This is a genomic window from Hymenobacter fodinae (genome assembly GCF_004745825.1).
GTDB classification, from domain to species: Bacteria; Bacteroidota; Bacteroidia; order Cytophagales; family Hymenobacteraceae; genus Hymenobacter; species Hymenobacter fodinae.
This window is the reverse complement of the sequence record NZ_SRLA01000002.1, coordinates 323,889-338,210: the sequence shown is the minus strand read 5'-3', so window position 1 is coordinate 338,210 and position 14,322 is coordinate 323,889. Positions and strand designations below refer to the sequence as shown.

Genomic DNA, 14,322 nt, shown 5'->3' with positions numbered 1-14,322 from the left:
GCCTCCCGTATGTATATGAAGAAGACCCTTATTGCCCTTTCGTACGCCGCCGGTCTGTTTGCCGCGGCTAGCTGTGGCAAAAAAGAAGATGAAAAAGCGGCTGGTCCGCCGCCCGCTACACCCGTTACGCTGGTAGAAGCCAAAGCCACCGACGCCGTATACTACGACGAGTACCCGTCTACGGTAGTAGCCATTAACAATGTGGAGCTGCGCAGCCAGGTGGCGGGCTTCATCACTAATATCTTCTTCAAGGAAGGAGATGTGGTGCAGAAGGGCAAAACGCTCTACGAAATTGACCGCCGCAAGTACCAGGCTGCGTACCAGCAGGCCCTGGCAGGCCTACGCAGCACCCAGGCCACCGTGCAGAACGCCCAGGTTAACCTGAACCGCTACGAGCGCCTGCTGGAGCAAGACGCCGTAGCCCGCCAGATTGTGGACAACGCCCGCACGAACTACGCCACGGCGCAGGCGCAGGTAGGCGTGGCTCAGGCCAACGTAGCCGCCGCCCGCACCGACCTCGACTACTCCCTGATTAAAGCGCCTTTCTCGGGCCGCATCGGCATCTCGCAGGTGCGCCTGGGCTCCCAGGTTAGCCCCGGTTCTACCCTGCTCAACACCATCAGCGCTGAGGACCCCATGGGCGTTGACTTCGTAATTACGGAGGCTGACCTGAACCGCTTTGCCGATTTGCAGCGCCAGGGCGGCGGAAAAGGCGACTCTACTTTCCGCCTCGTTCTGCCCGACGGCACGGCCTATAACGAGCCGGGACGCATCCTCGCCATCGACCGCGGCGTAAACCAGCAGACGGGTACCGTGCAGATTCGGGTGCAGTTCGCCAATCCCAAGCGCCAGCTGAAAGATGGTATGAGCACCGTGCTGCGCGTGCTTAACCGGCAGTCGGGCCGCCGGGTGGTAGTGCCCTTCAAGGCCGTGGTAGAGCAAATGGGCGAAAACTTCATTTTCGTGGCCGGCGACAGCAGCAAGGCTCACCAGCGCAAAGTGCAGCTGGGCCCGCGCCTGCGCGACCAGATTGTGGTAATGGAAGGCATTAAGGCCGGCGACCAAGTAGTAACAGAGGGTCTGCAGCGCTTGCGCGACGGCGGCCAGATTCAGACCGGCGCTCCGGCTGGAGCCAACACCCAGGGCACGGGCACCGGCAACGGTACTCCCCCGGCGGGCGGCAGCGCCAAATAAGAAAGAAGTTATAGGTCGTCTGGTTGAGCCCGCGGCACCGCAAGCTTGCATCCAAAATACCTTGGGTGCTGCGGCCAAAGCCTTCTGTTCCGCTTGTGCAACAGCCACTTTGGCCAAGCTCAGCCAGACGTTCTGAATTCGCTGATTGCAAACTGCCCTCAGCTAACCGCTCAGATATATGATTGCAGAAACCTTTATCCGGCGCCCCGTTACTGCCATTGTCACCTCCCTGGTGATAGTGATGGTGGGGGTGCTGGCCATCCTGAACTTGCCCGTAGGCCAGTATCCGGAAATTACGCCGCCCACGGTATCGGTGAGCGGCACCTACACCGGCGCCGATGCCCAAACCGTGGAGCAAACGGTGGCCACGCCCGTGGAAGTGCAGGTAAACGGCACACCCGGCATGACCTATCTGCAAAGCAATAGCACCAGCAACGGGCAGATGAGCATGACGGTGAACTTTGAGGTAGGCACCGACATCAACATTGCCGCCCTCGACGTGCAGAACCGCGTGGGCATTGCCCTGCCCACCCTGCCCCAGGAGGTGCAGCGCCTAGGCCTGGTAGTGCGTAAACGGAACCCCAGCATTCTGATGCTGGTGGCCCTGTACGCGCCCAACGGCACGCACAACACCACCTTCCTCGACAACTACGCCAACGTCTTCATTAAGGACGCTTTGCTGCGTACTAAGGGCGTGGGTGATATTGTATCGCGCGCCGATGACTTCTCGATGCGCGTGTGGCTCAACCCCGATAAGCTTTCTCAGCTGGGCGTAACGGCCCAGGAGGTAACGGCCGCCATTCAGGAGCAAAACGCCCAGATTGCAGCCGGCTCCATTGGGGCCCCTCCTGCCCAGCGCGGCCAGACGTTTGAATACATCGTGTTCGTGAAAGGCCGCCTCACCGATACCGAGGAGTTTGGCAACGTGGTGGTAAAAACCCGGCCCGAAGACGGCTCGGTAGTGTACCTGAAGGATGTGGCTCGCCTGGAGCTCGGCAAGTTCAACTACGCCAACAACTCCTTCGTGGACGGCAAACGGGCCGCTTATCTGCTCGTGTACCAGGCTCCCGGCGCCAACGCTCTGGAGACTTACGAGAATGTAAACAACACCATGGAGCAGCTCAAGAAGCAGTTCCCCGCCGACTTGGCCTACGTGGTGCCGTTTGAGGCGGCTTCGGTAGTAAAAGTGTCAATCGAGGAAGTGCTGCACACGCTGGTTGAAGCCCTGGTGCTGGTAATTATTGTAGTGTTCCTGTTCCTGCAGAGCTGGAGGTCCACGCTCATTCCGGTGCTGGCTATTCCGGTTTCTATCATCGGCACGTTCATCATGTTTATCCCGCTGGGTTTCACCATCAATACCCTCACCATGTTCGGCTTTGTGCTGGCCATTGGTATTGTGGTGGACGACGCCATTGTGGTGGTGGAGGCCGTGGAGCACAACATGAACGAGCGAGGCATGAACCCGCTGGATGCGACCCTAACGGCCATGCGCGAAATCTCGGCCCCGGTTATTGCCATTGCCCTGATTCTGGCGGCCGTGTTCGTGCCGGTAGGTTTCATTCCGGGCATCACGGGTCGCCTGTATCAGCAGTTCGCCATCACCATTGCCATTTCGGTGATTATCTCGGCTTTCGTAGCCTTGTCGCTCACGCCGGCTTTGTGCGTGCTGCTGCTCAAGCCCCACAAGCGCGGTGAGAACTCTAAGGGCCTCGACAAGCTGTTTTACAAGTTCAACACCTGGTTTGACAAGGTGACGAACAAGTACGGTAACGGTGTGCAGCGCGGCATCAAGCACTCCCGCTTTGTAGTCATCATCCTGATCTGCATTGTGGCGGGTACTGGCCTACTGTTCGCTAAGAAGCCCGGCGGCTTTATCCCAACGGAAGATGAAGGCCGTATCATCGTTACCTTCAACCTGCCCGAGGCCGCCTCTACCGAGCGCACAGTGAGCACGCTGAACGAGGTGATGAAAGAGCTGAGCCAGATCAAAGGCATTCGGCACTACGCGGGTCTGGGCGGTCTGAACGCCGTTAACTTCTCCTCCAAATCGAACAGCGGTACCGTGTTTTGCCAGCTCGAGCCTTGGGAAGAGCGCAAGGACAAAGAGTTGCAGCTGCAGAGCCTGATTGCTACCGTGCAGCAGCGCCTAAGCCGCCTGCGGGAAGCCAACATCGTGGTTATTTCGCCCCCCGCTATTCCGGGCCTGGGTAACACGGGAGGTTTCTCCTTCGTGCTGCAAGAGCGTGAGGCCGGCGGCGACATTAAGAACTTCGATGCCCAGCTCCAGAACTTCCTGGGCGCCCTGCGGAAGCGGCCCGAAATTGCGGCTCCCTTCTCGTTCTTCACCGCCAACACGCCCGGTTATCAGCTCACCATCGACCGGGAAAAGGCCAAGAAGCTGGGTGTATCCATCTCCGATATTGGTACTTCCCTGCGCACCTACCTGGGTAGTGCCTACGTGAACGACTTCACGGTGTACGGCCGCAACTTTAGGGTTGTAACCCAGGCCGACTCCATGTACCGCGCCGATATTAGCAACCTAGGCCAGTATTACGTGCGCAACAGCTCCGGTGGCATGGTGCCGCTCAGCACGCTCACCAGCTACCAGCGCACCGAATCGGCTCCGCTTATTTCGCACTATAACTTGTTCCGGTCAGCGGAAATCAACGGTAACGCCGCCCCTGGCTACAGCTCCGGTGATGCCATCAAGGCCCTGCAGGAAACGGCTGCTCAGTCGTTGCCCGCCGGCTACGGATTTGAGTTTTCGGGCCTGACCCGTGAAGAATTGCTGGCCGGCGGCCAAACGGTGTACATTTTTGCCCTGTCGTTGGCCTTCGTGTTCTTGTTCCTGGCGGCCCTGTATGAAAGCTGGTCGGTGCCGTTCTCGGTGCTGCTGGCAGTGCCGGTGGGTGCCTTCGGGGCTATTCTGGCGCTTACCTTCCTGCCCAAGCTCACCAACAACGTGTACGCGCAGATTGGTCTGATCACGCTTATTGGTTTGTCAGCTAAAAACGCCATTCTGATTATCGAATTCGCTAAGGAGCGGGTAGACAAAGGCATGCCGCTGGTAGATGCCACCTTAGAAGCCGTGCGCCTGCGCTTGCGCCCCATCGTCATGACCTCGCTGGCCTTCATTCTGGGTGTATTGCCGCTGGTATTCGCATCTGGCGCTGGTGCCCAGAGCCGCCAAACCATTGGCTGGACGGTGCTGGGTGGTATGCTGTCGGCTACGCTGCTGGCCATCTTCATCGTGCCGGTGCTGTACGTGCTCATCACGCGCTTTGCCTACGGTAAAGAGAAGCTAGCTGAGCTAGAAGCCAATTATAAGCCCGACGAAGAGCACGGCGGCCCGAAAGAAGAAGGCGCCGGTGAAGGCGACCACTCCGCCGTGCCCAGCCCCGCCTAGGCCTGTACCATAGCCACGGCACCTAGTTGCCCGTAGCCGGAAAGCCCCAGTGGCCGATACTGCTCCAGTTGAGCTGTCGGTGCCATTGGGGCTTTTTCGTGGGCGTGGGTGGCGACTGGCCTACAGTGGTCCAGCACATTTTCCCTTGTACACTAAGGGTTATTTGAACCCACCGCAGCGCTTAATTTAGCGTATTATCACTGTCATATATTCTACTAACCTAAATAGCCATTTCGTAGAAAATAGCATAAACATTATGCTAATAAAATTAGTATAAACCATCGAGAATACCGAACTTGAGGTCATCAAACTACCCTACTTCGCATGTCTGATTTCGCTTATGCTTACGCCCGCCCTTCTGCGCTGGAAGCCCGCCCGGAAGGCAATTCGTTGTTATTATCTGCTTTTGCCGAAGAGGCCGTCGAGTCTGATGCTTCCTGTTTTTTCTGGGGTAGACTGCGTAACTCCTGGCTGGCGGCTCGCGGGCTAAGTACTTTAGCCAAAGTGGTAGCCTCGCGGTTCGTACCCCAAAGCGCCGCCCTCCGCGACCCAATTGTAACGGCGGGAGCAGGCTTGCTGCGTTTTGAGGCCTTTTCTTCGTGCAACGGCGTGTACGCCCGCCTAGATTTAGGCCCCGATGCCTTGGACGGCGAGTTCCTGAGTAGCGGCACCACCAACGTCGATTTCAACGAGCCCATGGTAAATGCCCTGGCCCGGATTTCACGCACTGAGCCGGTGCTACTGTCGGTAGGTGAGAAGGAGGTGGTGCTGGAGCGGGCTGAGGGCCGCGTAACGGAGCGCAAAGTAGCCCTGCCCGAACGCTGGATTAAAGGCCTCACGGCGGTGCAAGCCTACCTGGCTCTGATGGAGGAAAAGATGCGCCTGACCCGCGTGCAAGCTGTGCAGTTGGTGCAGGGCCTCCCAGCGGGTGCCGCTAAAGCCGATGTGTTTCTGGTGCTGCGCGGCCCGCGGCCCAGCTTTTCGCCGGTGGCTACGGCGGGCTCGGTGCGGGTAGGCGGCGCGCACCGGCTACGGCTGCTGGAAGGCCTGCTGCCCCTCTGCGAAGCTTTGCGCGTGTACGCCACCCCCGACGGGCAGGCCTCGGCGTTTGTGCTGGAGCTGGGCGGCGGGCAACAGTTTGTGCTTGCATTGTCGGCGGATGTGTGGCGCGGATTTTCGGGGGAAGGCAACCAGCTAGATGCCCTGATGGAGGAACTACCCACCGAGTGGATTGCCGGCGCCAACAACCTGTTCCGAGGCAACGAAACCTTCAACCCTACCCTCTTCGCTCACGAAAACGGCCTCGACCCGGCCACCGTGGATAAGCTCTGCGCCAGCCTTTCGGCCATGGGCCTGCTGGGCTTCGATTTGGTTGATAACCACTATTTCTACCGCCGCCTCCCCTTCAAAACGCAACGGATTCTGAGCTTGAACCCGCGCCTAAAGAATGCCCGGGCCCTGCTGGCCGCCGCCGACGGGGTGCAGCTGGTGGGAGTAGGTGAAAATGGGCGCACCCAGGCTCAGGTGCGCGGCAGCGGGGTGTGGCACACCGTGCTGGTAGGTGTGAGCCAGCCTCCGCAGTGCACCTGCACTTGGTTCAGTGAGCACCAAGGGCAGCGTGGCCCGTGCAAGCACATTCTGGCCGCCCAACTACAGTTCGCCTAGGCCACTGCCCCCTAGTATTATCTATTCGTAAGGCCGCACGAACTGCGGCGCAAGTCCTGCTAGTGAATGACTACTGTTGAAACCTTCGAGCATATAATTCGCCACCAGAGCGGCCGGGAACTGGTGCCGTTCCTGAGCACCCTCGGCAAGTCTGATATTGTGCCGGTACGGCAAAAAACCAAGAGCCTGTTGCGGGAGCTGGACCGCTATGTGCACACGGAGGTGAAGCCGGGCCAATGGGAGTACCGGCACCAGATCACCCACGAGCAGCAGATGATGTTGTTTCTTAGTGGCCTAGCTACCTACTCGCGCAAGGAGGCCCAGGCCCGTAGCTTCTTGTTGCCCTGGACCCTCTCCGACCGGGGCCCGGACCCGCAGGGCCATCAGCAGCAATTTATGGCGGTGCTGGAGCTAGCCCGGCCCGAGTGGCTGCAGGAATGGCTGATTCGCCTGACCCGCGCTAACCAGTGGGCGGTTATTTCCTACAAACAGCTGCGGGAGCTGGAAGACCGGGGCCTGCTGGCTCACGACCCGTGGCTGTTTACGCAGTCGGTAGCCCATCAGCTTACCCGCTACAACTGGCTGCGCAACCAGCACAAGAAAAGCGATATTGAAGACTACGACCAGCAAATTCTGCGTCAGCTGCAGAACGACACCACCTTGCTAGAACGAGACCTGCTGCAGGTGTTCGACTATGACAGCATGGTGGATTCCGACAGCACGTTTAGTGGAAAGGACCGGGAGCTGGTTAACTGGCTGACACTGTTGCCGCAGTTGGTCGCGTCAGGGCATCTGAGTCGTCCGGAGGTACTTACCCGCTGCCTGCTGGCTCTGCGCCGCGACTTCCGCCGCCCCCTCCTGACCTGGTTCAAGAACCTGTTTCTGGCACTGCAGCCCACGCCCGAAGAGCGCTCGGCCCGGCAGACGCAGCTGATAGATTTGCTGGCTCACCCGCTGCCGTTGGTTATCAACTTTGCGCTAGATCAGCTGAAAGAGCTATGGACGCAGCCGGAGTTTGATACCGCCTCGCTGCTGCTCTACGCCGATGCCTTGGTTATTCGCCAAGACCTGAAGACTGGCCTCCGGACGCTGTTTGGTGGCCTAGAGAAGCTCCTGAAGCAACACCCTACCCTGGCGGCCACCCTCAGCCGGCTCAGTACCACGGCTCTTACCAACGCCGATGCCAGCGTGCAGGAGCGGGCGGGTAAGCTGCTGAAAGCTATTCTTGGCGCTAAGAAGCCGTTGCTGACTACGGAGGAGGCAGCTGAAACCACCGATACTATCGGGCTGTACGCCGACCTGCTGACCCCTGCTACCCGCACCTTACTGGCGCCGTTTTTACCGGCACTTCCCGCCACCGAGGACGTTGTCCTGCAGGCTGCTGTCTACACACCAACCTCCAACTTCACGCCCGATATTTCAGAAGCCACCGCCATTGTGCCCGTGCGCGACTGGCACGAGCTGTTATTCCTGACCGGTGAGGTGCTACAACATAATGACCCCGCCAGCGTGGAGCGGTGGCTCGATGGACTAGGCCACCTGCGCGGCCACTACCCCACCGACTATGCGCACCAATTGCGGCCGTATTTGGTGCGGTTTTCCTCGGATCTGAAGAACAAGACCGATGATGAAATTCAGGAATATTTCCGCGTGTACAATTTCAACGGAATACGGCAGGGCCGCCGGGAGTTGTTGTCGGCGCTGCTGATTAGCTGGTTTCAGGGATTTTCGCACAACAACGTTCCGCTTGTAATGCTAAAGCCCCAGCAATACAGCGCCCCCGACCCGCTGCTGCGCGTGGAGCAGGCGCGTCTGGCGGAGCTTGAGCGTCGGCTGCAAACCGAAGGTCCCACACTACCCCTGCTCAGCACCCCAAGCCATGCCCCGTACTGGGTGGCCCCTACCGTACTGGTGCAGCGCCTACTGGCCTACCAATCAGCTGGCATAGAGCCCGCCACTGCTGACCTCGCTATGACGCTAGCCCGCACCGCCGTAACTGCCCCCGACGATGCCGCCGCTGCCCGCCTGCTGCTTCCTCAGCTTCAGCACCCCGAGCTTCGTGCCCTCCTGGAGTGGTATCTGGCGCCACATCCTGCGTTATCAGCCCTGCCGCTACCTACCCCTCCAACCACGGACAAACCCGTGGCTCGCGAATTCACGGAGCGCTTAAGCAAGCTGATTCCGTTTCTGAAACGCACGCCTACCCCCGAGGCCCCCCTGGCCCTGGCTGATGCGCTGCCCTGGCTGTGGGTAGTAGCGGCCCGTACGCGCTTCCCCTATCAAGAGCTGCCGGAGCTAGCCGCGTTGGCCAACTACCCTGGTGTGGCGAAACCCTGGCTCCCTGAATGGCACTTCGAGCAGAAAACCCACACCTACAAACAAAGCTGGAACAAGCAGCAGCCCGAAATAACCAATACCTGGCAGGAGCTGACGGTGCATACTCCTCCGGTACCGCGTGGGCTTCCTAGTTCATTACTGTTGTACTCTCATTACGTACAGCCCCCAAAATCAACGACCGATTGGTATTCGGTTTTGTCGCTGCAAGTCGAGCTGCCTTTCCTGCTTTCCCTGTTCCCGCTCAACCCCGACCCACTGTATTGGCACCTGATTCGGTTTAGCTGCCGCACCGATGAGTCGGACTCAACGGACAGGGAGGCGGTCCAAACAGCGCTGCATTCCCTACTGGCGCCCGGACCAGTGTTTAGCGAGCCGGCAACGCTGCTGTTGGCCATAGGGCTCACGCACGCTACGCCGGCAGGCAGAGCCATAGCCTTGGAAGCTCTGCTGGCGTCTGTTGATGCAGGCCGACTAGTACCCGAGGTATTGGGGCAAATGTTGGGCAAACTGCTCTACGCAGGCTTTGTGCCAGTGCAGCGCCTCAGTGATACCTTGGCCCAGGCCCGCGCCATTAGCCCACTGGTTGATGATGCCGTGCGCCAGTTGCTGGAAACCCTATTACCGCTACTGCCCACTGCCGCGCCCCTGCGCAACACCCGCAAGCTAATAGAGGCCTACGCCGATGTGCAGAGCCGTACCAGCCAACCCGTGCCAGCCGCTGTAGCCCAACAACTTCACGCCTGGAGCCAGTCGGCAGCACTGAAAAAGGCAGCCAGCAGTTTACTTGCAGTGTAATTCATCGTACTTACCCCCTCCTTCCATGCGAACCTTTCTGCTCACGGCATTACTCAGCCTTTTCCTTACTCCCCTGATGGCGCAAAACCAGCCGGTTATTCCGCTTTACTCTGGCTCGGTGCCCAATGCAAAAGCCACCAAAGGGCAAGAAACCAACGTTACCCGGCCCGACGGGAGCACCCGCGTTTCGCAAGTGGTGCAGCCCACTCTCACGGTGTATAAAGCAGCCAAGCCCAATGGCTCGGCGGTAATTGTTTGTCCGGGTGGGGCCTACGCCATGCTGGCTATGGACCACGAAGGCCACGACGTAGCCCGGCGCTTCAACGAAATGGGCATCACGGCCTTCGTACTGAAATACCGCCTGCCCAACGACCAAACTCAGCTAGATAAATCTATTACGCCGCTGCTGGATGCGCAGCAGGCCATTCGGTTGGTGCGGCAGCGCGCAGCCGAGTTCGGCATTACCCCCACCCGCGTAGGCCTGATGGGCTTTTCGGCGGGTGGGCACCTGGCCTCTACGGCGGGCACGCACTTCGCTAAGCCAGTGGGCACTACCAAAGACCAGACCTCTGTGCGGCCCGACTTTCTTATGCTGATTTACCCCGTCATCAGCCTCTCGGATAGCCTAATGCACAAGGGCTCCCGCGACAACCTGATCGGTAACAATCCCTCGGCGGAACAAACCAAGCTGTACTCCAACGAGCTACAGGTAACGGCTCAATCGCCACCCACCTTTCTGGTGCACGCCCAAGACGACAAAGTGGTGAAAGTGCAGAACAGCCTCGTATTCTATGAGGCCTGCCTGCACCACAACGTGCCGGTAGAAATGCACTTATACCCGCTGGGTGGCCACGGTTTTGGCATGAACAACAAAACCACCAAAGACAACTGGACCGACCGCCTACAGAACTGGCTGGATGCCGGTGGCTGGCTGAAATAGTGGCCTAGAGTGCCGTGGCCCTTAATCCGTCGGTCTCGGCCTTAGTGCAATACTCCAGCCTGGCGGGCGGCAGCAATCAGGGAGGGCGCATTCTTGACGGTAGCCAGCACAAAGCGTTTCGCCGATTCCTTTACTTCATCCTTGGTGACTTCGCGGGCTTCCTCGCGTACGAATTCGCCCAGCATATGAAAAGCCTCTGCTACGGCTCTGTGCTTCGGCTGCTCCAACTTCAGCTGCGCCCGCACAATTGCTAGTTGAGTACTGATCTTCTCCCGGCGCGAGCTGAACACTGAGTCATTCTCTAAGTGAGGCTGAATTTTTTCCAGCAACTCAAACAGGGGGCGCAGCTTAGTAGCCGTAGAAACCAGTTTTATGGCCAGCTTATCGCGCTTGCCGGGCACAGTCGGGAGCTCGGCCGCGGATGATTGTAAGGCTTCCCAGGAAACTTGCTTGACAGCGCCCGGCTCGGAAATGCTGTCAGCCTGCTTTTCTGAATACATAAGAAGTAACTACAAGACACAGATACTCCCCTAAGATACTGGGAAAGTCGGGTAAACCGAGCTACCCTCAGCGGGCTTGTGCCTGTAGGCGCACGTTGCACTGAGCAGGCAGCCGTGGCGGGGCAGTTCAGACCAAGAGGGCTACCTAGCTACGCTGGGCACAGGCGGGCGCAACTGTGTGACACGGCCCCTACCTTCGTGGCGTGGGCGCAGCACCGCTGCTGGCAGCCCTCTTTTACCCTCTACGCATGTCCGTTCCACCTCGCCGCTTCTCCCTACCGCCATTACCAGCCGTTTTGCTTGCCATTGTAAGTGTGCAGGGCGGGGCGGCTATTGCGAAAGGACTGTTTCCGGTACTTGGGGCGGCCGGTACCGCCAGCATACGCATCGGGTTTTCGGCGCTGCTGTTGCTGATAGTGGTGCGGCCCCGACTAGGCCAGTTGCAGCGGGCACAGTGGCACGCAGTGGTGCCCTATGGCCTCGCGTTGGGGAGCATGAATTTTTTATTCTACTGCGCACTGGCTCGCATTCCGCTAGGCCTAGCCGTGACGCTGGAATTTGTGGGGCCGTTGGCGGTGGCCCTGGCAGGCTCACGCCGATGGACGGATATCATTTGGGTGGTACTAGCTGGGGCGGGCATCGCGCTTATTGCACCTTGGAGTGGGCATGGGCTTGATATGCTAGGCCTCGTGTTTGCTTTGGCGGCCGGTGCGGCTTGGGCTCTGTATATCGTGTTGAGCCAACGCACGGCCGCCGTGCTGCCAGGCTCCGTGGCCGTGAGCGTGGGGATGCTGGTGGCCGCGCTGCTTATTCTACCGTTTGGCTTAGGCAGCGGTCAGCTTTTGCACTTAACGCCCCACTGGCTTTTGCTCGGAAGCCTGCTAGCCGTATTCTCCAGCGTACTGCCCTTCACGCTGGAAATGCAGGCCCTTAAAGCAATGCCCACCCGCACATTCAGCATTTTGATGAGCCTGGAGCCGGTGGCGGCCGCTATTTCAGGCTGGATCTTGCTTGATGAGCAACTAACCCACAGCCAGTGGCTGGCCGTGGGACTTATTGTGCTGGCTAGTGCCGGGGCCACTCTTACCTCTGCTCAGGAGCAAACGGCCGTCGGTAATGAGTAACCGGCCCCATAACTGGCCTAGCGCTTCAGCGGCAATTTTCTAAGCCTAGTAGTACTTAAGGCCTCCTAGTTAGTGCGTTTGGCAGCCGCTCTCGGAGCGGGACGAGATGCCGCTTTTTTACGGTTTGCCGAAGCTGGTTTGCTCGGCCGCCGCTTACTCGTCGCTGTCTTCCGTGCGGGCCGTTTAGCAGGTGCTGCTTTCTTGACCGGGGCAGTCTTACCAGGCTTGGCCTTAGTGGGTGCAGTTGAAGTAAGCGTGGGCTCGGCCCCGTATTTAACCTGAGCTGCACTGGGGTTGCCAGTCAGGTACAGGTCAAACTCGACGCGGCGGTTTTGTGCCCGGCCGGCCTCAGTCTCATTTGAGGCAAGTGGCTGCTGGGCACCGTATCCCCGCAGTTCCACCCTGTTGTCGGCTATTCCTTGCGTAAGTATATATTGGCGGGCCGTGGCCGCCCGCTCCCGCGAGAGGCGCAAGTTAAACGCCGCCGGGCCGCGGCTATCGGTGTGACCGGCAATGCTGAGGGAGTAGTCGGGGTACTCGTTGAGAATGCGGGTCAGCGTATCAAGAGTTGGGTAAGAAGCTTGCAACAAGGTGGTCTTGTTCAGCTCAAAGCCAATGAGCTTAGTGGCTTCCTGCAGGCGGCGGCGCGTGGCCGCATTCACCTCGGGGCACCCTTGGTTAGCTGCCGGGCCTGGGCGCTCCGGGCAGCGGTCTTCAGCATTCGGCACTCCGTCGCCATCAGTATCTTCTGGAGCAGCTGGCGCCGTTACAACCGCCGTTGGGCAACCGTTGCCGTCTACATCTACGCCAGTGGGCGTATCTGGGCACTTATCATCCTGGTCTGCAATGCCGTCGTTATCAGTGTCGGGGCAGCCGTGTAGCTCCGGCTTGCCAGGTACTTCGGGGCAGACATCGTCGGTGTCGTCTACACCATCATTATCGGTGTCGGGGCAGCCGTTGGTGGCGGCAGTACCGGCTTGGTCAGGGCACTGGTCCTGGTAGTTTGGCACGCCATCTTCGTCATCATCGAGGGGGCAGCCGTGCTCATTCACGTCTACATCACGCGAGGTATTCGGGCATTTATCCTTGGCGTCGGGCACACCATCCTCATCCTGGTCGGGCAACTGGCCTAGGTTGAATGTGAGGCCTACCGTGTGCTGCAAAAAGCGGTCAGACCAGCGGGGCGTGCTGGCCTCCCGCGACCCATCGAGGTTAGCGCGCAAGGGCGTATGCTGGCTGCTTTGCACAAATAGGCTTAGCCCACCCCCGAGGCGCAAGTTGATACCCGCTCCCAGCAATACATCCAGATAGCCGTGGTTTTCCTCGAAGCGGTTGCTGTCGGGCTGCCCGGCCCGCGTGGCGAAAGTCCAGCCGCCGCCAGCCAGCACGTATGGTTGAATCGGAAATCTCTCCTTGAGCGCCCAGCCATTGTTAAGCTTCAGCTTAAGGCCCAGATTGGCATTCACCAGCGTGGTGCTGAAGCGCGTGGTAGGTGTAGTTTGCCCCGATAACTCTCCGTAAAACAACTGAGCATTCAGATCGAGACCTCGGGTCAAGTACTGGTTCAGTGCCACACCCGGAGCGTATTGCTTATTGCTGGTAAACTTCCAGTAATCGGAGCCAAAGTTGCCTTTGTATTGCAGCACACTGGTATTGATACCGATGCTGGTACGACGCTCTGCGGTTTGGGCTAGGCTACCAAGAGGCGCAACAGCCTGCAGCACCAACAGCAATACAAAAATCTGAAAAGCAAGTAGAGGTTTCTTCATCAAAATACGGCCCATGACCAAGCTACTGAACCACTAAGATAGTCCTACTTTACGGTTCACAAAAATCGAATATCACCAATACGCCCGCACAGGCCATTCTAGCCCATAATCACATAATTATACTCATAATCAAGCCACTACTACTTCCTAAATACAACAAACCCCTCCTCGTATCAACACAAAATAATCCTCTTAAAAGCCATTTGCGATTTCAATCAATCTGCTGCGCTTACCACCAGTTGGCTTCCTCACCAGTCCACCACACTTGGGTGCCCACGGGCGGGGCTATGGCTCCTTCTTGCGTGAGCATCAGTACTCGTTCAGCCGCCGACAAGCCGACTTCGCTATTGGGGCGCGTAATTTCTTCCACGGAGGCAACGGCGTTTTCAGCTAGGCCACTGGGGTAGCGCAGGTGCAGGTGCAATGCCGTGTGCAGGGGGAAGCGGTTTAACCCTGGAGCTTCCGCCGCCGGTAATAGTAAAATGCCCAATCCCGTGAGGCTTACACTTTCTCGCACTTGTAACAATAGCAGGTCACTCATAAAGTTATATACGCCTGAAAGCCCGTTTCCAGTTCACCAGAGCCGTTTTTA

Annotated in this window: 9 protein-coding genes; 6 read left to right on the top strand and 3 right to left on the bottom strand. The window is 58.7% G+C overall.

The features are described 5' to 3' along the window. Window positions 1-15: 15 nt before the first annotated feature. The 5 genes from EU556_RS08715 (at window position 16) to EU556_RS08695 (ending at window position 10,337) form a co-directional block, all read left to right on the top strand. Window positions 16-1,194 (top strand): efflux RND transporter periplasmic adaptor subunit, encoded by a 1,179-nt coding sequence (locus tag EU556_RS08715; RefSeq protein ID WP_135433269.1) that lies wholly within the window; start codon window positions 16-18, stop codon window positions 1,192-1,194. A 178-nt stretch (window positions 1,195-1,372) separates the two neighbouring features. Beyond that, the gene (locus EU556_RS08710; protein WP_135433267.1) at window positions 1,373-4,600 is read left to right on the top strand and encodes an efflux RND transporter permease subunit; all 3,228 of its coding nucleotides are present in this window, start codon (window positions 1,373-1,375) and stop codon (window positions 4,598-4,600) included. A gap of 324 nt (window positions 4,601-4,924) precedes the next feature. Continuing rightward, the gene (locus EU556_RS08705; protein ID WP_135433265.1) at window positions 4,925-6,265 is read left to right on the top strand and encodes an SWIM zinc finger family protein; all 1,341 of its coding nucleotides are present in this window, start codon (window positions 4,925-4,927) and stop codon (window positions 6,263-6,265) included. A 66-nt stretch (window positions 6,266-6,331) separates the two neighbouring features. After that, the gene (locus EU556_RS08700) at window positions 6,332-9,397 is read left to right on the top strand and encodes a DUF6493 family protein (protein WP_135433263.1); all 3,066 of its coding nucleotides are present in this window, start codon (window positions 6,332-6,334) and stop codon (window positions 9,395-9,397) included. Between the two features lie 25 nt (window positions 9,398-9,422). After that, window positions 9,423-10,337 (top strand): alpha/beta hydrolase, encoded by a 915-nt coding sequence (locus EU556_RS08695; RefSeq protein ID WP_135433261.1) that lies wholly within the window; start codon window positions 9,423-9,425, stop codon window positions 10,335-10,337. Between the two features lie 41 nt (window positions 10,338-10,378). Here the strand turns inward: EU556_RS08695 and EU556_RS08690 are convergent, their stop codons facing one another. Next, on the bottom strand, window positions 10,379-10,837 hold the full coding sequence (locus tag EU556_RS08690; protein ID WP_135433260.1) for a hypothetical protein: 459 nt from the start codon (window positions 10,835-10,837) through the stop codon (window positions 10,379-10,381). Window positions 10,838-11,085: 248 nt separating this feature from the next. Here EU556_RS08690 and EU556_RS08685 point away from each other — a divergent pair, with 248 nt between their 5' ends. Next, a complete protein-coding gene (locus EU556_RS08685; protein ID WP_135433258.1) occupies window positions 11,086-11,961 on the top strand; it encodes an EamA family transporter in 876 nt (291 codons plus the stop codon). Window positions 11,962-12,026: 65 nt separating this feature from the next. Here EU556_RS08685 and EU556_RS08680 read toward each other — a convergent pair whose 3' ends face one another. Together EU556_RS08680 and EU556_RS08675 are read right to left on the bottom strand one after the other, a co-directional pair. Beyond that, entirely contained in the window at window positions 12,027-13,730 is a 1,704-nt protein-coding gene (locus tag EU556_RS08680) for an OmpA family protein (protein WP_135433257.1), read from the bottom strand. Window positions 13,731-13,959: 229 nt separating this feature from the next. Continuing rightward, complete coding sequence (locus EU556_RS08675) at window positions 13,960-14,271, bottom strand: hypothetical protein (protein ID WP_135433255.1); 312 nt, start codon at window positions 14,269-14,271, stop codon at window positions 13,960-13,962. Window positions 14,272-14,322: the final 51 nt, after the last annotated feature.

What these genes read in the sequence shown, in the direction of transcription:
- EU556_RS08710 (WP_135433267.1), top strand. Translation starts at nt 1,373, where the DNA reads ATGATTGCAGAAACCTTTATCCGGCGCCCCGTTACTGCCATTGTCACC.
- EU556_RS08700 (WP_135433263.1), top strand. Translation starts at nt 6,332, where the DNA reads ATGACTACTGTTGAAACCTTCGAGCATATAATTCGCCACCAGAGCGGC.
- EU556_RS08690 (WP_135433260.1), bottom strand. Translation starts at nt 10,837, where the DNA reads ATGTATTCAGAAAAGCAGGCTGACAGCATTTCCGAGCCGGGCGCTGTC.
- EU556_RS08705 (WP_135433265.1), top strand. Translation starts at nt 4,925, where the DNA reads ATGTCTGATTTCGCTTATGCTTACGCCCGCCCTTCTGCGCTGGAAGCC.
- EU556_RS08715 (WP_135433269.1), top strand. Translation starts at nt 16, where the DNA reads ATGAAGAAGACCCTTATTGCCCTTTCGTACGCCGCCGGTCTGTTTGCC.
- EU556_RS08680 (WP_135433257.1), bottom strand. Translation starts at nt 13,730, where the DNA reads ATGAAGAAACCTCTACTTGCTTTTCAGATTTTTGTATTGCTGTTGGTG.
- EU556_RS08685 (WP_135433258.1), top strand. Translation starts at nt 11,086, where the DNA reads ATGTCCGTTCCACCTCGCCGCTTCTCCCTACCGCCATTACCAGCCGTT.
- EU556_RS08695 (WP_135433261.1), top strand. Translation starts at nt 9,423, where the DNA reads ATGCGAACCTTTCTGCTCACGGCATTACTCAGCCTTTTCCTTACTCCC.
- EU556_RS08675 (WP_135433255.1), bottom strand. Translation starts at nt 14,271, where the DNA reads ATGAGTGACCTGCTATTGTTACAAGTGCGAGAAAGTGTAAGCCTCACG.